The organism is Ectopseudomonas guguanensis (genome assembly GCF_900104265.1).
GTDB lineage: Bacteria > Pseudomonadota > Gammaproteobacteria > Pseudomonadales > Pseudomonadaceae > Aquipseudomonas > Aquipseudomonas guguanensis.
In genome coordinates, this window is sequence record NZ_FNJJ01000007.1 from 85,926 (window position 1) to 106,287 (window position 20,362).

Annotated in this window: 16 protein-coding genes; 10 read left to right on the forward strand and 6 right to left on the reverse strand. The window is 67.0% G+C overall.

All coding sequences use genetic code 11. The features are described 5' to 3' along the window. Positions 1-30: 30 nt before the first annotated feature. The 3 genes from sugE to BLS61_RS11845 all read right to left on the reverse strand — a co-directional run bounded on the left by sugE (position 31) and on the right by BLS61_RS11845 (position 2,411). Positions 31-345: a quaternary ammonium compound efflux SMR transporter SugE gene (sugE, locus tag BLS61_RS11835; protein ID WP_021490124.1), complete on the reverse strand. Its 315-nt coding sequence runs from the start codon at positions 343-345 to the stop codon at positions 31-33. Positions 346-488: 143 nt separating this feature from the next. Next, entirely contained in the window at positions 489-1,436 is a 948-nt protein-coding gene (locus tag BLS61_RS11840) for a bile acid:sodium symporter family protein (protein WP_090431052.1), read from the reverse strand. Positions 1,437-1,541: 105 nt separating this feature from the next. Then, positions 1,542-2,411 (reverse strand): MurR/RpiR family transcriptional regulator, encoded by an 870-nt coding sequence (locus tag BLS61_RS11845; RefSeq protein WP_090431054.1) that lies wholly within the window; start codon positions 2,409-2,411, stop codon positions 1,542-1,544. 202 nt (positions 2,412-2,613) lie between these two features. On the opposite strand from BLS61_RS11845, the gene zwf reads away from it, so the two are divergent. The 5 genes from zwf to BLS61_RS11870 all read left to right on the forward strand — a co-directional run bounded on the left by zwf (position 2,614) and on the right by BLS61_RS11870 (position 8,530). Then, positions 2,614-4,080: a glucose-6-phosphate dehydrogenase gene (gene zwf, locus BLS61_RS11850; protein ID WP_090431056.1), complete on the forward strand. Its 1,467-nt coding sequence runs from the start codon at positions 2,614-2,616 to the stop codon at positions 4,078-4,080. Further along, on the forward strand, positions 4,067-4,780 hold the full coding sequence (pgl, locus tag BLS61_RS11855; RefSeq protein WP_090431058.1) for a 6-phosphogluconolactonase: 714 nt from the start codon (positions 4,067-4,069) through the stop codon (positions 4,778-4,780). Before zwf ends, pgl begins: the two co-directional genes overlap by 14 nt. 1 nt (position 4,781) lies before the next feature. Further along, positions 4,782-5,453, forward strand: coding sequence for a bifunctional 4-hydroxy-2-oxoglutarate aldolase/2-dehydro-3-deoxy-phosphogluconate aldolase (locus BLS61_RS11860; protein WP_090431060.1), 672 nt, complete (start codon positions 4,782-4,784; stop codon positions 5,451-5,453). 114 nt (positions 5,454-5,567) lie between these two features. Continuing rightward, on the forward strand, positions 5,568-6,431 hold the full coding sequence (locus tag BLS61_RS11865; protein WP_090431061.1) for an aldo/keto reductase: 864 nt from the start codon (positions 5,568-5,570) through the stop codon (positions 6,429-6,431). Positions 6,432-6,607: 176 nt separating this feature from the next. After that, positions 6,608-8,530 (forward strand): methyl-accepting chemotaxis protein, encoded by a 1,923-nt coding sequence (locus BLS61_RS11870; RefSeq protein ID WP_090431063.1) that lies wholly within the window; start codon positions 6,608-6,610, stop codon positions 8,528-8,530. A 914-nt stretch (positions 8,531-9,444) separates the two neighbouring features. Here BLS61_RS11870 and BLS61_RS11875 read toward each other — a convergent pair. After that, positions 9,445-10,368 (reverse strand): MalM family protein, encoded by a 924-nt coding sequence (locus BLS61_RS11875; RefSeq protein WP_090431065.1) that lies wholly within the window; start codon positions 10,366-10,368, stop codon positions 9,445-9,447. A gap of 125 nt (positions 10,369-10,493) precedes the next feature. Beyond that, positions 10,494-11,768, reverse strand: coding sequence for a maltoporin (locus BLS61_RS11880; protein WP_090431067.1), 1,275 nt, complete (start codon positions 11,766-11,768; stop codon positions 10,494-10,496). Between the two features lie 369 nt (positions 11,769-12,137). Between BLS61_RS11880 and BLS61_RS11885 the strand changes: the two genes are divergently transcribed. After that, on the forward strand, positions 12,138-13,805 hold the full coding sequence (locus tag BLS61_RS11885) for a glucan 1,4-alpha-maltotetraohydrolase domain-containing protein (protein WP_244157942.1): 1,668 nt from the start codon (positions 12,138-12,140) through the stop codon (positions 13,803-13,805). Positions 13,806-13,980: 175 nt separating this feature from the next. Beyond that, the gene (locus BLS61_RS11890; RefSeq protein ID WP_090431069.1) at positions 13,981-14,511 is read left to right on the forward strand and encodes an REP-associated tyrosine transposase; all 531 of its coding nucleotides are present in this window, start codon (positions 13,981-13,983) and stop codon (positions 14,509-14,511) included. Positions 14,512-15,220: 709 nt separating this feature from the next. On the opposite strand, the gene BLS61_RS11895 is transcribed toward BLS61_RS11890, so the two are convergent. After that, entirely contained in the window at positions 15,221-16,300 is a 1,080-nt protein-coding gene (locus BLS61_RS11895) for a protein kinase family protein (RefSeq protein ID WP_090431070.1), read from the reverse strand. A 325-nt stretch (positions 16,301-16,625) separates the two neighbouring features. Between BLS61_RS11895 and malE the strand changes: the two genes are divergently transcribed. The 3 genes from malE to malG all read left to right on the forward strand — a co-directional run bounded on the left by malE (position 16,626) and on the right by malG (position 20,338). Continuing rightward, positions 16,626-17,813, forward strand: a complete 1,188-nt coding sequence (malE, locus tag BLS61_RS11900; RefSeq protein WP_090431071.1) for a maltose/maltodextrin ABC transporter substrate-binding protein MalE — start codon at positions 16,626-16,628, stop codon at positions 17,811-17,813. Between the two features lie 103 nt (positions 17,814-17,916). Beyond that, complete coding sequence (malF, locus tag BLS61_RS11905) at positions 17,917-19,437, forward strand: maltose ABC transporter permease MalF (protein ID WP_394328142.1); 1,521 nt, start codon at positions 17,917-17,919, stop codon at positions 19,435-19,437. 10 nt (positions 19,438-19,447) lie between these two features. After that, on the forward strand, positions 19,448-20,338 hold the full coding sequence (gene malG, locus BLS61_RS11910; protein ID WP_090431075.1) for a maltose ABC transporter permease MalG: 891 nt from the start codon (positions 19,448-19,450) through the stop codon (positions 20,336-20,338). Positions 20,339-20,362: the final 24 nt, after the last annotated feature.

Sequence of the window (20,362 nt, forward strand, 5' to 3'; positions counted from 1 at the left end):
CGCCTCCCACCAAGCTGGTTTCCGTCTTTCTTAGTGGCTCAACTTGAGCCCAATCAGCCCGCAGACGATCAGCGCCACGCTGGCCAGGCGCAGCAGCGCCATGGATTCACCGAACAGGATGATGCCAGCGATCACCGTGCCCACCGCGCCTACGCCGGTCCAGATGGCGTAGGCGGTGCCCAGCGGCAGTTCCTTCATGGCCAGGCCGAGCAGGGCCAGGCTGACCAGCATGGCGCAGACGGTGAGCAGGGTGGGCAGCGGGCGGGTAAAGCCTTCGGTGTATTTCAGGCCGATGGCCCAGCCGACCTCGAACAGGCCGGCGAGCAGCAGAATGATCCAGGACATGATGACCTCCAGTGCTGACTGAAGGGGCCGTCCCCGGATGCTTCATCGCCGTTGCGGCGATGCGGAGGTCGTCCTCGCGTGGCGCCTATTCTGCACATGAATGGGGCCGCGGCAAGTTGCCCGGATAGGCGGAAGCTGTTGATTCAGCTAGAGCTTTTCGAAATATCCTGACCAAGCCGACGATACAGCGTGGCCAGCAGCGGGCCGGACAGGTTGTGCCAGACGCTGAACAGCGCGCTGGGCACCGCCGCCAGCGGGCTGAAGTGGGCGCTGGCCAGGGCGGCGCCGAGGCCGGAGTTCTGCATGCCGACTTCGATGGACAGCGTCTTGCGCTGCGCCAGCGACATGCCGAACAGGCGCCCGGCCAGATAGCCCAGACCCAGGCCGATGCCGTTGTGCAGGATCACCACCGCCATGATCAGCAGGCCGGACTCGGCGATCCTGCCCTGGCTGGCGGCCACCACGGCGGCGACGATGGCAACGATGCTCAGCACCGAGATCAGCGGCAGCACCTCGACGGCGGTCTTCACCCGCGCGCCGAGCAGGCGCTGGGCGATCAGGCCGAGGACGATCGGCAGCAGCACCATCTTGAGGATGGACATGAACATGGCGCTGAACGACACCGGCAGCCATTCCGAGGCCAGCAGCCAGATCAGCGCCGGGGTGACCAGTGGGGCGAGCAGGGTGGTGACGGCGGTGATCGATACCGACAGCGCCAGGTCGCCACGGGCGAACCAGGTGATCACGTTGGAGGCGGTGCCGCCCGGGCAGCAGCCGACCAGAATCACGCCGACGGCGATTTCCGCGGGCAGGGCGAACACCTGGCACAGGCCCCAGGCCAGCAGCGGCATGATGCTGAACTGCGCCAGCACGCCGAGCAGCACCGCCAGCGGGCGACGGGCGACTTCCTGGAAGTCCGTGGCCTTGAGGGTCAGGCCCATGCCGAACATGATCAGCCCGAGCAGCGGGACGATCCAGGCGCTCAGCGGCAGGAACCAGTCGGGCTGGAAGAAGGCCAGTACGGCGAACAGCAACACCCAGACGGCGAAGGTGTTGCCAATGAAACGGCTGAGGGCGATCAGTGCGTGCATGGAAGGGCCTGGGCTTTGTGGAAAGCCGCGAAGCCTATCAGAAGCGACTTGATTTGCGCCGGACCTCAGGAGCGCAACCTATGCCGGGATGCCTTGTCCGATTTTCTAGAGCGACTCTTCATCCGCCGGATAGCGGCTGGCAGTCAGGCTTTCCTTGATCTTGCGCAGATGCGGCTGGAAGTCCACGCCGCGGCGCAGGGTGACGCCGGTGGCGAGTACGTCGAGCACGGTGAGCTGGATGATGCGCGAGGTCATCGGCATGTAGATGTCGGTGTCCTCCGGCAGCGGAATGTCCAGGCTCAGGGTGCTGGCCCTGGCCAGCGGCGAGCCGGCGGCGGTGAGGCCGAGTACCGAGGCGCCGTTTTCCCGCGCCAGGCGCGCCACCTCCACCAGTTCGCGGGTGCGCCCGGTGTAGGAAATGATCACGAACAGATCGCCGGTGTGCGCCACCGAGGCGATCATGCGCTGCATCAGCACGTCGGAATGGGCCGACACGGCGAGGTTGAAGCGGAAGAACTTGTGCTGCGCGTCCAGTGCCACCGAAGCCGAGGCGCCGAGGCCGAAGAAGTGAATCTGCCGCGCCTGGATCAGCAGGTCGACGGCGCGGCTGACGTGCTGCGGGTCGAGGCTCTGGCAGGCGCTGTCCAGCGAGGCGATGGTGCTGCCGAAGATCTTGCGCGTGTAGGTCTCGGGGCCGTCGTCGGCCGACACCGCGCGGCTGACGTATGCGGCGCCGCTGGCCAGGCTCTGCGCCAGCTGCATCTTCAGTTCGGGGTAGCCGTTGGCACCGAACGAGCGGCAGAAGCGGTTGACCGTCGGCTCGCTGACCGCTGCGGCCTGGGCCAGCGCGGCGATGCTGAAGCGGGTGGCCTGCTGCGGGTCGTGCAGGATCACCTCGGCCACCTTGCGCTCGGCCTTGTTCAGGTCGTCCAGGCGGCTCTGGATCTGTTCCAGCAGATTGCGCACGCGGTCCATAAGGGCTCCTAACAGACAGATGATCAGGCTTGGCGCCGTCGGCGGGCAGTGGCGACAGCCGGCCTATCCTACTGATGACGCCCGACGGCCACCACTGGTTATCAGGGAAATGAAGAAATGTTGTTTTTATTACAATATTTTCACTTGATTAGCCGCCTGCTACAGGGTATTTCTAGTGTATCTTGATAAAAGAACAAACATCATGGCCGCGATAAAGCTCGAATCCTGTACCTTTGCCCTGTTCGGCGCCCTCGGCGATCTGGCTCTGCGCAAGCTTTTCCCTGCGCTTTACCAGCTCGATCGCGCCGGTTTGCTGCACGACGACACCCGCATCCTCGCCCTGGCCCGCGAAGCCGGCGAACCTCAGCGCTATCTCGGCAGCATCGAGCAGGCCCTGCGCCTGCACGTGCCGGCCAAGGAACTGGAGGAGGCTGCCCTGGCGCGTTTCCAGGCGCGCCTGCATTACCTGACCATGGATTTCCTGCAGGCTGACGACTACCAGGCGCTGGCCGAAGTGGCCGGCCATGACCAGCTGATCGCCTATTTCGCCACGCCTGCCTCGGTGTACGGCGGTATCTGCACCAACCTGGCGGCAGTGGGCCTGGCCGAGCGTTGCCGGGTGGTGCTGGAGAAGCCCATCGGTCACGACCTGGCTTCTTCGCGAGCGGTGAACGACGCGGTGGCGCAGGTGTTCGCGGAGAACCGCGTCTATCGCATCGACCATTACCTGGGCAAGGAGACGGTGCAGAACCTGATCGCCCTGCGCTTCGCCAACAGCCTGTTCGAAACCCAGTGGAACCAGAACTACATCTCCCACGTGGAAATCACCGTGGCCGAGAAGGTCGGCATCGAGGGGCGCTGGGGCTACTTCGACCAGGCCGGCCAGCTGCGCGACATGATCCAGAACCACCTGCTGCAGCTGCTCTGCCTGATCGCCATGGACCCGCCCAGTGATCTGTCCGCCGACAGCATCCGCGACGAGAAGGTCAAGGTGCTCAAGGCGCTGGAGCCGATCAGCGCCGAGCAGCTCGGCCAGCGCGTGGTGCGCGGCCAGTACGTGGCCGGCAGCAGCGATGGGCGCACGGTGCCCGGTTATCTGGAAGAAGAGAATTCCAACACCCAGAGCGACACCGAAACCTTCGTTGCCCTGCGTGCCGACATCCGCAACTGGCGCTGGGCCGGCGTGCCCTTCTACCTGCGCACCGGCAAGCGCATGCCGCAGAAGCTGTCGCAGATCGTCATCCACTTCAAGGCGCCGCCGCACTACATCTTCGCCCCGGAGCAGCGCCAGCTGATCGGCAACAAGCTGATCATCCGCCTGCAGCCGGACGAGGGCATCGCCCTGCAGGTGCTGACCAAGGACCAGGGCCTGGACAAGGGCATGCAGCTGCGCAGTGGTCCGCTGCAGCTGAGCTTCTCCGATACCTACCGCAGCGCGCGCATCCCCGATGCCTACGAACGTCTGCTGCTGGAAGTGATGCGTGGCAACCAGAACCTGTTCGTGCGCAAGGACGAAATCGAATACGCCTGGCAGTGGTGCGACCAGCTGATCGCCGGCTGGAAGCAGCTCGGCGAGGCGCCGAAACCCTATACCGCCGGTAGCTGGGGCCCGATGGCCTCGGTGGCGCTGATCACTCGTGACGGGAGGAGCTGGTATGGCGATCTCTGACCTTGAACTGCCCACGGGCGTCGTTGCCCGTAGCGATGCCAGCGCAGAGGCGCATGCCGATGCCCTGGCCCTGCGCGTGGCCGACGCCCTGCGCCAGGCCATCGACAACCGCGGCAGCGCTACCCTGGTGGTGTCCGGCGGACGCAGCCCGGTGGCCTTCTTCGACGCCCTGGCGCAGCAGCCGCTGGACTGGCGCCAGGTGCTGGTGAGCCTGGCCGACGAGCGCTGGGTGCCGGTTAATCACGCCAGCAGCAACGAGGCGCTGGTGCGCCGTCACCTGCTGCGCGGCGCCGCCTCCGAGGCGAAGTTCCTCGGCCTGTACCGGGTCGCCGGCAGCCTGGAGCAGGCGGCCGAGCTGGCCGATGCGGCCTTTGCCGAGTTGCCGCCGATCGACGTGCTGGTGCTTGGCATGGGCGACGACGGCCACACCGCCTCGCTGTTCCCGGACAGCCCCAATCTCGACCAGGCGCTGCGCGCCGACTGCCCGCGCCGGGTGCTGCCGATGCAGGCGCCGAGCCAGCCGACCCAGCGCCTGACCCTGACCCTGCCGCTGCTGGCCGGCGCGCGCCTGCCGCTGCTGGCGATCCAGGGCCAGGCCAAGCTGGCCACCCTGGCCGAGGCGCTGGCGCCCGGCGAGATGGCGAGCATGCCGATCCGCGCCTTCCTGCATTCCCCTCTCGAAATCTATTGGTGCCCCTGACATGACCAGCCCCAACGAAAGCCAGCGCGCGCGCATGGCCGAACACATCGCCGAGATCGACCGCATCTGCGCCCAGGCGCGGATCATGCCGGTGATCACCATCGCCCGCGAGGCGGACATCCTGCCGCTGGCCGACGCCCTGGCCAACGGTGGCCTGCGCGTGCTGGAGGTGACTCTGCGTTCCGAGCACGGCCTGGAGGCGATCCGTCGCCTGCGCGCCGAGCGTCCCGAACTGTGCGTCGGCGCCGGCACCGTGCTCGACGAGCAGATGCTGGCCGCCGCCATCGAAGCCGGCGCCCAGTTCATCGTCACCCCGGGCAGCACCCGCGAGCTGCTGCTGGCCGCTCTGGACAGCCCGGTGCCGCTGCTGCCGGGCGTGAGCAGCGCCTCCGAGCTGATGATTGGCTACGCCCTCGGCTATCGCCGCTTCAAGCTGTTCCCGGCCGAGGTCTGCGGCGGCATCGCTGCGCTCAAGGCGCTGGCCGGGCCGTTCGGTGGCGTGCGTTTCTGTCCCACCGGCGGCATCACGCCGGACAACCTGCAGCGCTACATGGCCCAGCCCAACGTCATGTGCGTTGGCGGCACCTGGATGTTCCAGCGCGAGTGGGTCGAGCAGGGCGACTGGGCGCGCATCCAGCAGTGCAGCACCGAGGCCTTGCAGCTGTTGGGCTGAAATCTTTGATCGGCCTGGTGGTGCGCACAGCGCACCCTACGATTCGTCACCATCCCGTAGGGTGTCGCGGGGCCGCCCAGGTCGTGCGCATCACCCGTTATCTGGAATCCTCTTATGACCGCATTTCCGATCCGGCAGCCCCTGCTGCTGGGCATGATGCGCCTGCTCGAATGCGCCGAGCTGGCCACACCGCAGGCGCTGCTCGGCTTTATCGAGCGCAGCGTCGAGCGTGGCCTCAATGGTTTCGACCACGCCGACATCTACGGCCTTGGCGAATGCGAAGCGCGTTTCGGTGCGGCGCTGCGTCTGCGCCCGCAACTGCGAGCGCAACTGCAACTGATCAGCAAGGCCGATATCGTACCGGCGGCGCAGGACGTTTCGCGCTGGCGGGTCAAGCACTACGACACAACGGCGAGCTACCTGAGCCGCGCAGTGGACGCCTCGCTGCAGCGCCTGGGCGTCGAGCGGCTGGACGGCTTTCTGCTGCATCGTCCCGACCCGCTGCTGCAGGTCGAGGAAGTGACCCGCGCCCTGCAGGCGCTGGTGGCGGCGGGCAAGGTCGGTTGGCTCGGCCTGTCCAACGCCGAGCCGCTGCACTGGCAGGTGCTCGGCCGCGAGCTGGAGCTGCGCTGCAACCAGATCGAGCTGTCGCTCGGCGCCCAGCAGGCGGCCTGGGATGGCCGTCTGCAGGCATTGCAGGCCGATGGCATGCAGGTGCTGGCCTGGTCGCCGCTGGCCGGCGGGCGTTTCGCCCCGGCGCTGCAGCAGGCGCTGGAGGAGGTGGCCGCGGCGCTGCAGGCAACGCCGCTGCAGGTTGCCCTGGCCTGGCTGCGCCGTCTGCCGGGACGCCCGGTGCCGATTCTCGGCAGCCTGCGCGAGGCCCGTATCGAGGAGGCCCTGGCTGGCGCCGAGCTGCAGCTGGACGCGCCGACCTGGTTCTACCTCAGCGAGGCCGCGCGCGGCGAACGCGCGCCCTGAGTAGCCGGCCCCTCGGCGAACGGGCCGCCGTTTGTGAATCGATGCCGCAAAATTTTCCCTACCTATGTGCCTGGAGCGGCGCGCGGAGCGTCAGCACAGGCCTTGTGCTGGCTCTACAAAAACAATTCTCCAGCTAAACCCGAACTGCCTGTCATCCGAACAGTTGGAGAATTGTCATGAACACCTGGTTTGCCAACCTCAGTGTCACCCGCAAGCTTGCGCTCGGCTTCGGCCTGGTGCTGGCTCTCACCCTGGCCCTGGCCTGGACCGCCTGGAGCGGCCTGGGCAGCGTCATCCAGCGCAGTGCCTGGATGAGCGAGATCTCCCACCTCAACACCACCCTGACCAACCTGCGCATCGCCCGCCTGCAGTTCATGCTGGCCAGGGGCGACGTGCCCAGCAGCGAGCGCCTGCTGACCAACCTCGACCTCTATCTGCAGCAGCAGAAGAAGCTGCTCGGCACCTTCACCAACCCGGTTAACGTCAAGCTGCTGCAGGAGCAGGACCGCTACAACCAGGACTACCAGCGTTCGCTGGCCGGCATGCGTGCCGCCTATGCGGCGGCCGACGAGGCGCGGCGCAAGGTGCTGGCCGAAGATCAGCAGCTCGGTGACCTGCTCGCCGCCATGCTGCGCAGCGTGCAGCTGCTGCCAGAGTACGATGGTGGTCGTTTCCCCCAACTGCAGGCACTGACCGATACCCGTGCCGAGCTGCTGCGTCTGCGCTACCTGCTCGAGCGTTACGACAGCACGCCCGACGCCCAGACCGAGCAGGCCCTGGCCGAGCGTATCGCCTCCGCCAGCGCCAGCCTCGACGCGCTGCAGCAGGCCTTCGGGAGTGCCCAGCGCGACGCGGTGCAGCGCATTGCCGCGGCGTTGGGCCAGTTCGAGCAAGCCGTGCAGGCATTCAAGAGCGCTACTGCCGACATCACCCGTACCCGTCAGGAAATGACCGACCAGCAGGGCGAGATCGTCCGAATCAGCGAGGCGCTGTACAAGTTCCAGATGGAGCGCATGGCCATCGAGAGCGCCAAGGCGCGCAGCCTGCAGATCGGTGCCACGCTGCTGGCCATGCTCTTCGGCGTACTGGCCGCGTGGATCATCACCCGCCAGATCACCCGTCCGCTGCAGGACACCCTGGGTGCGGTGCAGCGCATCGCCGACGGTGACCTGACCGCCAGCGTGCGGGTCGACCGTCGTGACGAGATGGGCCAGCTGCAGCAGGGCATCCAGCACATGGCCACGACCCTGCGCGAGCTGATCGGCGGCATCCGCGACAGCGTCACCCAGATCGCCAGTGCCGCCGAGGAGCTGTCGGCCGTCACCGAGCAGACCAGCGCCGGCGCCAACAGCCAGAAGAGCGAAACCGACCAGGTGGCCACCGCCATGCACGAGATGTCAGCCACTGTGCAGGAAGTGGCACGCAACGCCGAGCAGGCCTCGCAGGCGGCCAACGACGCCGACGGCCAGGCACGCCTGGGCGATCAGGTGGTGGCCGAGGTGATCGTGCAGATCGAACGCCTGGCCGCCGAGGTCAGCCGCTCCAGCGAGGCGATGCACGGCCTGCAGCAGGAGAGCGACAAGATCGGCAGCGTGATGGACGTGATCAAGTCGGTGGCCGAGCAGACCAACCTGCTGGCGCTCAACGCGGCCATCGAGGCGGCGCGTGCCGGCGAGGCGGGACGCGGTTTCGCCGTGGTCGCCGACGAGGTGCGCGGCCTGGCGCAGCGCACGCAGAAATCCACCGAGGAGATCGAGGCGCTGATCGCCGGGCTGCAGAGCGGTACCCAGCAGGTGGCGGCGGTGATGCGCAACAGCCGCAACCTCACCGACAGCAGCGTCGAGCTGACACGCAAGGCCGGCGACTCGCTGGGCAGCATCACCCAGGCGGTGTCCAACATCCAGTCGATGAACCAGCAGATCGCCGCCGCCGCCGAGGAGCAGAGCGCGGTGGCCGAGGAGATCAGCCGCAGCATCCTCAGCGTGCGCGACGTCTCCGAACAGACCGCCACCGCCAGCGACGAGACGGCCAAGTCTTCGGCCGAGCTGGCGCGTCTGGGCGGGCAGCTGCAGGCGCTGGTCAGCCGCTTCCGCGTGTAGAGCAGGAATCTTGCGCATGGCGTAGGGTGCGCCGTGCGCACCGGGAACGTAGTGGGCTCCGGCGCGAAGCGGGGAGCTAACCACAGCAACAGTCAACGCGCCATAGCCCATCCAGGTGGTCTATCGACACACCGCCATGGCGGGTTACGTGGCGTTTGAGTCGCGTGGAGATGCCCATAGCCTGACCCTGCGCTGCCCACCCTGCCCAAGCTGGACCATCGCCAAGAAAGAGGTTCTTCGCGTTCTCGCGGGGAAGATGCGCTTGACACCGGACTGGCAATTACGTGTTAGCTGTCGATGACTTGGCACTATCCGTTAGCGTGTCGCCTGATCTGACGGGTTTCGCCCCTTACGGGCGACTCACTTTCTTTGCTTGTGCAAAGAAAGTAAGCAAAGAAACACACCCCTGCATACGGCCCCGGCTACGCCGGGGTTCCCTCGCTCCATCACCACTCCAGGGGCACGCCACGAAGGGCCATCCCTGGCCCATCGTGGCTCTCGCGACATCCATGTCGCTCAACCCCTTCCGCGGCGATTCCACTCGGCCTCCTGAAGGGGGACTTGGGCGTCGTCTGTACCATCGCAGTTGAAGAGCAAAGGCAAAAGCCAGACGCCGCCAATTTCAACTTCGCAAAGATCATGCAAGCTCGCGACCCGGCTCCCGGAGCAGCGCCGGAGCGAGGAAACGCAGCGAAGAGGAGTAACAGCCGCAGGCTGGCCCGAACGCTCGGCGCACTCGGCAATGGATAGTGCTAAGTCAGCAAGCGATACGCACACAACCTTGCCAGTCCGGTGCCAACCCGCACTTTCCCCCAAAATATGCGAAGAACCAAAAAAGAAGGCGGCCGAGGCCGCCCGAATTTCCCTGGAGGGGACTGGAGAGTGGGGCCGCTCAGCGCGGCCCCGCCGTGACCTCAGCGGATCTGGATGCGTTCGAGCAGATAGGCCTTGGCACTGGCGTCGCCGACCCGCGCGGCTTCGTCGGCCAGGCGCAGGGCGCGTTCGAGGTCCCTGTTCGCCAGCGCGGCATCGATGCCCTGGCGGTAGTAGGCCTGGGTTTCCGGCAGTACCGCCGGGGCCGGCACGCTGGGCAGCTGGTTGCCCATCTCGCGACCGATGCTGAACGGCGGCACATAGGTGTTGGCCTGCTGGCCGGCCACCTTGTCCTCGATCAGCACCATCTTGATCACCCCTACCGGCGCGTGCCTGGCCACCGGGTCGGGGATGTTCGGCGCCTCGTTGCCGAGGGCGCGGGCGAAGGCCTTGGCCGGGTGTTCGATGACGGTCTGGCCGCGCATCTGCGCCTCGCTGGTGTAGAGCACCAGGTAGTGTTCGTTGCCCGGGTTGTCCGGATACAGGCGGTCGACGCGCAGGCGTGCGTCCAGGCTGTCGCCCTTGAAGCCGGAGGCGGGGGCGTAGACGAAGTCCTCGGCGCCGAGCAGGCGGGTGACGCGGAACTGGCTGTCGAGCAGCATGGCGTTGGGGGCCAGCACCGTGTCGCCGGCCTGGCTGTACAGGCGAATCTCGAACGACTTGCTGGCGGCCGGCAGCTGGAAGGCACGGAAAAAACTCTTGCCGCTGTCGAAGGCGAACGCCGGGGCGCTGGCGTCGATGCGCACCTCGCCGCTGAAGTTCACCGGGACCGGCTGGTAGGGCAGCTCGCGCAGCGAGGCGCAGCAGGAGGGCGCGGTGGCCAGGGCCTGTTCGGCGCTGTCGGCGGAGGTCTGCAGGGGCGCCGGGCTGGCGCTCAGGGCATCGATGCGGCGTAGCGGTTCGCTGGCGCAGCCGGTTAACAGAACGGTGAGCAGCGCGAGGCTGGCGATCTTGAACGGTGGCATGGGTTATTCCTCTTTTTATGTCACGCCTGGTAAAAGGCCCCGGCCTATTGCAGAACCGGGGCAAGGACCACAGGAGCAGCGTTACGGTATTGCCGGGCAGCCGGATGCAACGGATGCCCGACCGCTTACCACCAGGCTTCGGCCTGGACGCCAAAGGTGAGGCCGTTGTCGTCGCCGGCATCGATGGATTCGCTGGCGGCGTTGTACTTGCCGCCGTCCCACATGGCGTAGGTGGCGAACACACGGATCTGCGGACGTGCCCAGAAGCTGCGGCCGGCCGACCACTGCTGGGCCAGGGTGACCTTCTTCAGGTCGCGGGACTTCTCGCCCTTGGCCTGCGGGTCGATATGGTCGTAGCCGAACTCCAGCGCGGTGCTCATGGTGTTGGTCCACTTGTACACCGGGCGCACGCCGAACGAGGTCCAGGTCTGCCCCGAGTCGTTGTCGAAGTCCTTATCCTCGTAGATCTGCACGTACATCATCTCGATGTCGTCGGAGAGGCCGACAACGCCCTGGTTGACCAGGCGCAGCATCTTGCCGTCGCTGTTGCCGGTGCTGTTGCGCCCGGTGCTGCCGATGATGCCGTCGGTGCCGTACTGCAGGGCGAGCTTGTTGAAGCCGCCGAACCAGTTGCCCTGGATGTGCTGTACGGTGACCAGATGACCCTTCTGGTTGGTGTAGCCGGGGTCCTTCTCCTGGAGGTCGCTCAGGTTGGCCTTGCCATAGTCGTAGCCGAGCTCCAGCTTGGCGTCGGTGTTGAAGTCGATGTCGGTCAGGCGCAGGTCGAGGGTGTCGTTGGCCACGTTGGTACCGGTGCCGGTGCCTTCGTAGACGTAGTCGCCATCGTTGTTGCGCATCCAGGCCACGTGCGCCTTGGCGAAGCCCAGGTCGATGTCCTCGATACCGGCGCCGGGGCCGGAGACGTCCCAGTAGTAGTAATCGTTGATGTGCACGTCGTTGCGCTTGTAGTAGCGCTTGCCGGCCCACAGGGTGGCGCCGGGCAGGGCCGGCAGGAAGTTCTTGGCCTGCACGTTGAACTGGCGGATCGAGCTGGTGCCGTTGTTGAAGGCACTGCCGCCGTCGCTGTCGGTGGCTTCCCAGTCGTTAGCCTGGTCCGACTTGTAGGCAATCATGCTGTCGAGATAGAAGCTCTGCTCGCCTTCCTTCCATACCTCATGGCCGAGACCGATCTCGGCATAGGTCTCGCATTCGTTGCCGAGGCGGTACTTGGCCGGTGCGCCGGCCGCCTGGAAGCAGGCCTGGTCGCCGCCGCCGGCGGTGGCACCGATGCCGGAACGCATGTAGCCATGGAAATCCAGTGCCAGGGCCGGGGTGGCCAGCAGCATGGCGGCGAACAGGGCGCCGGGACGCAGCAGCAGGGCGGGGTGCATGGTGTTCATCGTGGGGTCCTTTTTTCTTGTTGGATTCGCAGTCGGACTTGCTTGGCGGCGCGACCGGGCCGGGCAGTGGGTCCCGGTGGCGACTGCGGGCAAGAGTCGGGTAGCCCTGGCGCCGCCACATCCTCCCTTGCCGGATTTTTTCGAGGCGGAGCGGCGAGGCGTAGCGAAGCGGCAGGGGGGATGGCGTGCGGGGCGCATTTCTACGCCTGCGTCCTACGCCGGGAAAAACCTTGCCGGGGAGGTTTGGCCGCGCCTGCCCGGGCGGCAGGCTGGCGTCATCGGTGCGCCCGCGCGGGCGGCCGATCAGTCCATCCGGGGGCAGCCCCCGTAGTCGGATGCTCACGACAATGACAAGAACGGAGCTTTAAGATGAACCGATACCTGCGACTGGCCGCGCTGACCCTGGCCCTGGCGCCGCTGGCCTACCCCTGGGGCAACCTGGTGCGCGCCGCCGACGCGCCGGGCAAGACCGTCAGCGGCGTGCGCTATCACGGCGGCGATGAAATCATCCTCCAGGGCTTTCACTGGAACACCGTGCGGACCTCGAGCAACTGGTACGCGACCCTGGCCAGCATGGCGCCGACCCTGGCCGCCGATGGCTTCAGTGCGATCTGGATGCCGGTGCCCTGGCGCGACTTCTCCAGCTGGAGCGACCCCGGCAACGGCACCTCGGGCGGTGGCGAAGGCTACTTCTGGCACGACTTCAACAAGAACGGCCGCTATGGCAGCGACAGCCTGCTCAGACAGGCCGCCGGCGCGCTCAATGCGGCCGGGGTCAAACCCATCTACGACGTGGTGCCCAACCACATGAACCGCGGCTACCCGGACAAGGAAATCAACCTGCCGGCCGGCCAGGGGCTGTGGCGCCACGACTGCACTGACCCGGGCAATTACGCCAACGACTGCGACGACGGCGACCGTTTCATGGGCGGCGACGCCGACCTCAATACCGGCCACCCGCAGAACTACGCGATGTTCCGCGACGAGTTCGCCAGGCTGCGCAGCCAGTATGGCGCCGGGGGCTTTCGCTTCGACTTCGTCCGCGGCTACGCCGGCGAGCGGGTCGCCAGCTGGATGAGCGATGCCCACGACAACGGCTTCTGCCTCGGCGAGCTGTGGAAGGCGCCGGGCGAGTACCCGAGCTGGGACTGGCGCAACGGCGCCAGCTGGCAGCAGATCCTCAAGGACTGGTCCGATCGCGCCAAGTGCACGGTGTTCGACTTCGCCCTCAAGGAGCGCATGCAGAACGGTGGCATCGCCGACTGGCGCCACGGCCTCAACGGCAACCCCGATGCGCGCTGGCGCGAGGTGGCGGTGACCTTCGTCGACAACCACGACACCGGCTACTCGCCCGGCCCGCACGGCGGCCAGCACCACTGGCCGCTGCCGGACGCGCGGCTGAAGCAGGCCTACGCCTACATCCTCAGCAGCCCGGGTACGCCGGTGGTGTACTGGCCGCACATGTACGACTGGGGCCATGGCGACTTCATCCGCCAGTTGATCCAGATCCGCCGTGCGGCGGGGGTCAAGGCGGCCTCGGCTATCCAGTTCCACTCGGGGTTCTCCGGCCTGGTGGCGACCATCAGCGGCAGCCAGCAGCAACTGCTGATCGCCCTGGACTCCAACCTGTCCTCGCCCGGCCAGGTGGCCAGCGGCGACTTCACCCAGGCGCTCAGCACTGACAACGGCGCGATCCGTATTTGGCGCAGCGGTCAGAGTGACGATGAGGAGCAGGGCGATCTGGTCAGCGTCAACTTCCGCTGTGACAACGGCGTGACCCAGTGGGGCGACAGCGTCTACGCGGTGGGCAACGTCGCCCAGCTGGGCAACTGGAGCCCGGCCGGCGCCGTGCGCCTGACCGACACCAGCGCCTATCCAACCTGGAAGGGCAGCATTGCCCTGCCGGCCGGTCAGCAGGTGCAGTGGAAGTGCATCGTGCGCAGCGAAAGCAACCCGACCCAGGTCAAGACCTGGCAGCCGGGCGGCAACAACAGCGTGACGGTGGCGGCAGGAGCCAGTACCGCGGGGAGTTTCTAGTTCGCGCGTTGGTGCGCACGGTACACCCTACGACGACGCCGAACCGTAGGGTGCGCCGTGCGCACCGATCTCCTTTTGAACAGGGTGTGCCCCGTGCGCACCAATCCATCGAACCCGCCGCAACACCGCCATCACCGGCTATTCTGAACAGGCGAAAGCGTTCAGGAGACAGGGAATGTCCGACTACCGCCGCGCCCGGGAGCAGGGCGCCTGCTATTTCTTCACCCTGGTCAGCCACCAGCGCCGGCCGCTGCTCACCGAAGCGCCGGTGCGCGCCGCATTGCGCGGCGCCATCGAGCAGGTGCGCCAGAGCTATCCATTCATCATCAAGGGCTGGGTGCTGCTGCCCGATCACCTGCACTGCCTGTGGCAACTGCCACCGGGTGATGCCGAGTTCGGCCTGCGCTGGTCGATGATCAAGCGCCTGACCAGCCAGGCCCTGCCGCAGCCCGAGGGCGTCAGCCTGAGCCGGCGCCTGCGCCGTGAAGCGGGCTTGTGGCAAAGGCGCTTCTGGGAACACCGCATCCGCGACCAACAGGACCTGCACCGGCACCTGGATTACCTGCATTGGAATCCGGTGCGCCATGGCCTGGTGCGGCAGGTGGCGGACTGGCCCTGGTCGAGCTTCCATCGCCTGGTGCGCGAGGGCGTGTACCCGGCGGATTGGGGCGGGGTAGCGGAGGATGAGGGGGCGTTTGGCGAGTGAACGCGCGAATTCGGCGGTAGCCGCGGTGCGCACGGCGCACCCTACGGTTGGGCGTCCCAGGCTCGTAGGGTGCGCCGCGCGCACCGGGGATGAACGCTGATCTGCCAGGTCGGCGCCTGTTCCCACACCCCGTCGAGCTGCAGCCGCAGGGCGGTGTACAGGCGGAGAACCGCGGTAGCCGCGGTGCGCATGGCGCACCCTACGGTTGGGCGTTGCAGGCTCGTAGGGTGCGCCGCGCGCACCGGGGATGAACGCCGATCTGCCGGATTGGCGCCTGTTCTCACACCCGTCGAGCTGTCGTCGCGGGGCTGGGTATAGGCGGAGAACCGCGGTAGCCGCGGTGCGCATGGCGCACCCTACGGTTGGGCGTCTCAGGCTCGTAGGGTGCGCCGCGCGCACCGGGGATGAATGCCGATCTGTCGGATCGGCGCCTGTTCCCACACCCATCGAGCTGCCGCCGCAGGGCGGGGTATAGGCGGAGAACGGCGGTAGCCGCGGTGCGCATGGCGCACCCTACGGTTGGGCGTCCCAGGCTCGTAGGGTGCGCCGCGCGCACCGGGGATGAACGCCGATCTGCCAGGTCGGCGCATTCCCACAACCCGTCGAGTTGCCGCCGCGGGGCGGGGTATTGGGGAGAGCCGCGGTAGCCGCGGTGCGCACGGCGCACCCTACGGAGGCGCCGTGCGCACCAGGCCGCCAATCTCGCCGCCTAACCACCTACCTGCCACTGATGCGCTTTCACCAGCGCCTGCTCGAGTTCGGCGCGCCAGGCGTCCGGGGTGCGTCCTGCGAGCAGTTCCAGGCGCTGCAGCTGGGCGCCGCATTCCTGCAGGCACTGTTGCAGCCAGCCGATGCGCTGCAGGGTCAGCGGTGTGCAGGTCTGGCCGCCGAGATCGTCCTCCAGGTCGCTCAGGTGCGAGCGCCAGGCCTCGCGCAGGTACAGGCCGTCCAGCCCGCCGCGCAGCGCCGTGTGCCACTGGCCGATGATGTTGCCCAGCCAGCCCAGCACCGAGGCGCTGGCGCCGCGCTTGATCAGCCGGCTGCGCAGGCGCTGGTAGCACTCCAGGGCGATGCGCTTTTCCAGCTCCAGCGCGGCCAGGGCGGCGCCCTGCCCGCGCTCTTGCTCCAGGCGCAGCAGGTAGGCGTAGTAGCAGCGCGTTTCGAAACGCTCGGCGCCGTGGTGCTGCGGGGTCAGCAACCCGTTGCTGTTGCAGTCGCGCAGCGGGTCGAAGCGGTACATGTAGCCGAAGTCGAACAGGCGGATGCGGCCGTCGTCGAGCAGGTTGCCCGGGCACAGGTCCCACTCGAAGAAGCCCAGTTGCAGCAGCGCCAGCAGGGTGTCGAACAGCTGCAGCAGGCGTCGTTCGTCCCATTCGGCGATCGCTTCGCCGGCGATCCAGGGCGACAGCAGCAGGCCTTGGCGGTAGCTGGCGTAGCGGGTGTCGACGATGCCGGCCAGGGCCTCGTGCCAGTCCGCCTGGCGCTTGAGTGCCTGCAGTTCGCCGCGGCGCTGCACTTCGTTGAGAAAGGAGGTCTGGCCGTCGGGGTTCTGCACCTTGCACGGGTGGCGGGCGCGCTTGAGCGTCCACAGGCGGCCGCTGGCCTCCAGCTGGTAGACGTCGGCGGTCAGCCCGCCGGCGAAGTGGCGGCGTACCCAGGGACTGCCGGGGCGGGTGGCCAGCAGCTGTTCGAGGGGCAGCGGGCAACCTGCGAGCGAGCCCACTTCCAGTTCGGCGCGGCTGGCGGCGAAGGCCAGCTGGCTTTGGCGGCGTTGTTGTTCCGGTGTCATGTCGATTCCTGTCGGTGTGCGCGGCGCAGATGGCCGCGCGTTACCCTGCGCTGCGGCGTTGCATGGATGTGGCGCACCCGGCGCCACGGCGGTTGGCGCAGTACACCCGCAGCGCGCCGCCTGCAACAGGCGCAGAAGGGGCAGGGGCGCATGCTTTTTCCCCGGAATCGCTGGCAGACTACGCCCCCGCCTCTACGCCCTCGCCAGCGTAGTCGGGGAGGATGTGGCGCTTGCGCTTTCGGCCGAGGATGACCGAGCTGGCAGAGCGCTCACCGGCTCGCCGCAGATGTGGATCAAAAACAAGAAGCCACGAGGACAACTAGACATGAACAAGACGCTGCTCAGCGCAGTCGCCATCGGCCTTGCCGCCACCCTGAGCCATTCCCTGCCGGCGCAGGCCGCCATCGAGGAAGGCAAGCTGGTCATCTGGATCAACGGCGACAAGGGCTACAAGGGCCTGGCCAAGGTCGGCGAGCGCTTCACCGCCGACACCGGTATCGCCGTGGAGGTGGCCCACCCGGACAGCGCCACCGACAAGTTCCAGCAGGCCGCCGCCACCGGCAACGGCCCGGACATCTTCATCTGGGCCCACGACCGCCTCGGCGAATGGGCGCAGAGTGGGCTGATCTCACCGATCACCCCCAGTGCCAAGACCCAGGGCGAGATCGAGGATTTCGCCTGGGACGCGGTGACCTACGGCGGCAAGCTGTGGGGCTACCCGATGGCGGTCGAGTCCATCGGCCTGCTCTACAACAAGGCGCTGGTACCGACGCCGCCGACCACATTCGACGAGGTGCTGAAACTCAACGCCGAGCTGGCCAAGTCCGGCAAGCGCGCCATCCTCTGGGATTACAACAACACCTACTTCACCTGGCCGCTGCTGGCTGCCAACGGTGGCTACGTGTTCGCCGACACCGACGGCGGCTATGACACCAGCCGCACCGGGGTCAACAGCGACGGCGCCAAGCTGGGCGCGCAGACCCTCAAGGCGCTGATCGACGCCGGGGTGATGCCCAAGGGCGCCGACTACAGCGTCGCCGAGGCGGCCTTCAACAGGGCCGAGTCGGCCATGTTCATCAGTGGCCCCTGGGCCTGGGCCAACGCCAGGAAGAGCGGCATCGACTTCGGCGTGGCGCCCATTCCCGCCGTGGGCGATGCCCCCAGCCGACCCTTCAGCGGGGTGATGGCTGCCGCGCTGAACGCCGCCAGCCCCAACCAGGCGCTGGCCGTGGAGTTCCTCGAGAACTACCTGCTGCAGGTCGAAGGCCTCAAGACCGTGAGCGCCGACGTGCCGCTCGGCGCGGTGCCGAACAAGGCGTACATGGCCGAACTGGCCAGCGACCCGCTGATCAAGGCCACCTTCGACAACGCCCAGCTCGGCCGGCCGATGCCCAACGTGCCGGAAATGGGCGCCTTCTGGTCGGCCATGGGGCCGGCGCTGACCAACATCACCTCCGGTCGCCAGACCGTGGACGCCGCGCTGGACGACGCTGCCAAGCGCATCGCCAAGTGAAATCCGGCCGCTGACCGGCGCCTGGCGTCGGCAGCGGCCTCGCTCCGAGGCTATAACCCTGATGTCCGTCGTGAATCTTCCCGCCGCCGTGGCCAGTACGCCCATGAAACTGTTTTCCCTGCCGTCGCTACGTGCCGGCCTGCGCTGGAGCCTGTGGGGCCTGTTCAATGCTCTGGCGCTGTACCTGGTGCTGGCGCTCTATGCCCAGCAGCAACTGGCCTTCGCCCTGCTCGGCCTGGTGGTCACCGGCATCGCCAGCTACGTGTTCATCAGCCGCCGCGCCTACGCCCATCGCTACATCTACCCGGCGTTGGCGGGCATGCTGGTGTTCGTCATCTTTCCGCTGCTGTACACCGTGGGCATCGGCTTCACCAACTACAGCGGCAGCAACCTGCTGAGCTTCGAACAGGTGCAGCGCTACCACCTGCGCCAGACCTACCTGGCCGGCGAGCGCTACGGCTTCAGCCTGCATCGCGGCGAGGATGAAGAGCTGCGCCTGCGCGTCGACAAGGGCGAGCGCGGCGTGTTCGTCTCGCCGCCGCTGACTGGCGATGCGGGCGGCGAGCCGCTGGCGCTGAGGGCCGAACGCGAACCCGGCGAGCTGGGCGAGGCACTGGCGCTGCGCGAGGTGATCCAGCGCCGCACCGAGCTGGAGCAGTGGGTGCTGCGCAGCACCGACGGCGAGCTGCTGCGTCTCTACGGTCTGCGCGAGGTGGCGGCGGTCAAGCCGTTGTACCGTCTGCTGGAGGGGGGCGATCTGCTCAACACCCGCAGCAACGAGCGCCTGGTAGCCGACCATGGCATCGGCTTCTACGTCGACAGCCACGGCAACAAGGTGGCGCCGGGCTTCACCGTGTTCGCCGGCACCAGCAACTTCACCCGGGTACTGACCGACCCGAGCATTCGTGGCCCGTTCCTGGAGATCTTCGTCTGGACCGTGGCCTTCGCCGGCCTCACCGTACTCTTCACCCTGGCCGTGGGCCTGGTGCTGGCCAGCCTGCTGCAGTGGGATCTGGTACGCGGCAAGGCGTTCTACCGGCTGATGCTGATCCTGCCTTACGCGGTGCCGGCGTTCATTTCCATCCTGGTGTTCCGCGGCCTGTTCAACCAGAACTTCGGTGAGATCAACCTGTTGCTCAACGGCCTGTTCGGCATCCGCCCGGACTGGTTCAGCGACCCGACCCTGGCCCGCTCGATGATCCTCATCGTCAACACCTGGCTGGGTTACCCCTACATGCTGCTGCTGTGCATGGGTCTGCTGCAGGCCATTCCGCGCGACCTCTACGAGGCCTCGGCGATGGATGGCGCCACGCCCCTGGACAACCTGCTGAAGATCACCCTGCCGCTTCTGATCAAGCCGCTGGCGCCGCTTTTGATCGCCAGCTTCGCCTTCAACTTCAACAACTTCGTGCTGATCACCCTGCTGACCCGCGGCGGCCCGGACATCATCGGCGCCACTACCCCGGCCGGCACCACCGATCTCTTGGTGAGCTACACCTACCGCATCGCCTTCCAGGACTCCGGGCAGAACTTCGCCCTGGCGGCGGCCATCGCCACGCTGATTTTCCTGGTGGTGGGCGCACTGGCCTGGCTCAACCTGAAACTGTCGAAAGTCAAAGTCTAAGGAACCCGCCATGGCGATGGTGCAACCGAAATCCGTGAAATACCGCCTGTGGCTGACCCATGCCGGTCTGCTCGGCTTCATCGCGCTGATCGTCTTCCCGCTGCTGATGGTGGTGTCGATCAGCTTCCGCGAAGGCAACTTCGCCACCGGCAGCCTGCTGCCGGACAACCCGACCCTGGAGCACTGGTCGCTGGCCCTCGGCATTCCCTACCAGCATGCCGACGGCTCGATGACCCAGCCGCCGTTCCCGGTGCTGACCTGGCTGTGGAACTCGGTGAAGATCGCCTTCATCAGCTCGGCGCTGATCCTGCTGCTGTCGACTACCAGCGCCTATGCCTTCGCCCGTATGCGCTTCGCCGGCAAGGGGCCGATCCTCAAGGGCATGCTGATCTTCCAGATGTTCCCGCCGGTGCTGTCGCTGGTGGCCATCTACGCCCTGTTCGACCAGCTCGGCAAGCACGCCGGCTGGCTCGGGGTGAACAGCCACGGGGCGGTGATCGTCGCCTCGCTCGGCGGCATGGCCCTGCATATCTGGACCATCAAGGGCTACTTCGAGAGCATCGACGCCTCGCTGGAGGAGGCCGCCATCGTCGACGGCGCCACCACCTGGCAGGCTTTCGTGCACATCCTGCTGCCGATGAGCGTGCCGATCCTTGCCGTGGTGTTCATCCTCGCCTTTATCACCAGCATCACCGAATACCCCATCGCCTCGGTGCTGCTGCTGGACGTGGACAAGCTGACCCTGTCGGTCGGCGCCCAGCAGTACCTGTACGAGCAGAACTACCTGTGGGGCGACTTCGCCGCCGCCGCCGTGCTCTCCGGCCTGCCGATCACCCTGGTATTCCTCTATTGCCAGAAGTGGATAGTCGGTGGGCTGACCGCGGGCGGGGTGAAGGGGTAGCCGCGTTTTGGTGCGCACGGCCTA

What these genes read in the sequence shown, in the direction of transcription:
- sugE (WP_021490124.1), bottom strand. Translation starts at nt 345, where the DNA reads ATGTCCTGGATCATTCTGCTGCTCGCCGGCCTGTTCGAGGTCGGCTGG.
- BLS61_RS11875 (WP_090431065.1), bottom strand. Translation starts at nt 10,368, where the DNA reads ATGCCACCGTTCAAGATCGCCAGCCTCGCGCTGCTCACCGTTCTGTTA.
- malG (WP_090431075.1), top strand. Translation starts at nt 19,448, where the DNA reads ATGGCGATGGTGCAACCGAAATCCGTGAAATACCGCCTGTGGCTGACC.
- BLS61_RS11865 (WP_090431061.1), top strand. Translation starts at nt 5,568, where the DNA reads ATGACCGCATTTCCGATCCGGCAGCCCCTGCTGCTGGGCATGATGCGC.
- pgl (WP_090431058.1), top strand. Translation starts at nt 4,067, where the DNA reads ATGGCGATCTCTGACCTTGAACTGCCCACGGGCGTCGTTGCCCGTAGC.
- BLS61_RS11895 (WP_090431070.1), bottom strand. Translation starts at nt 16,300, where the DNA reads ATGACACCGGAACAACAACGCCGCCAAAGCCAGCTGGCCTTCGCCGCC.
- malF (WP_394328142.1), top strand. Translation starts at nt 17,917, where the DNA reads ATGAAACTGTTTTCCCTGCCGTCGCTACGTGCCGGCCTGCGCTGGAGC.
- BLS61_RS11890 (WP_090431069.1), top strand. Translation starts at nt 13,981, where the DNA reads ATGTCCGACTACCGCCGCGCCCGGGAGCAGGGCGCCTGCTATTTCTTC.
- BLS61_RS11845 (WP_090431054.1), bottom strand. Translation starts at nt 2,411, where the DNA reads ATGGACCGCGTGCGCAATCTGCTGGAACAGATCCAGAGCCGCCTGGAC.
- BLS61_RS11840 (WP_090431052.1), bottom strand. Translation starts at nt 1,436, where the DNA reads ATGCACGCACTGATCGCCCTCAGCCGTTTCATTGGCAACACCTTCGCC.
- BLS61_RS11860 (WP_090431060.1), top strand. Translation starts at nt 4,782, where the DNA reads ATGACCAGCCCCAACGAAAGCCAGCGCGCGCGCATGGCCGAACACATC.
- BLS61_RS11885 (WP_244157942.1), top strand. Translation starts at nt 12,138, where the DNA reads ATGAACCGATACCTGCGACTGGCCGCGCTGACCCTGGCCCTGGCGCCG.
- BLS61_RS11880 (WP_090431067.1), bottom strand. Translation starts at nt 11,768, where the DNA reads ATGAACACCATGCACCCCGCCCTGCTGCTGCGTCCCGGCGCCCTGTTC.
- malE (WP_090431071.1), top strand. Translation starts at nt 16,626, where the DNA reads ATGAACAAGACGCTGCTCAGCGCAGTCGCCATCGGCCTTGCCGCCACC.
- BLS61_RS11870 (WP_090431063.1), top strand. Translation starts at nt 6,608, where the DNA reads ATGAACACCTGGTTTGCCAACCTCAGTGTCACCCGCAAGCTTGCGCTC.
- zwf (WP_090431056.1), top strand. Translation starts at nt 2,614, where the DNA reads ATGGCCGCGATAAAGCTCGAATCCTGTACCTTTGCCCTGTTCGGCGCC.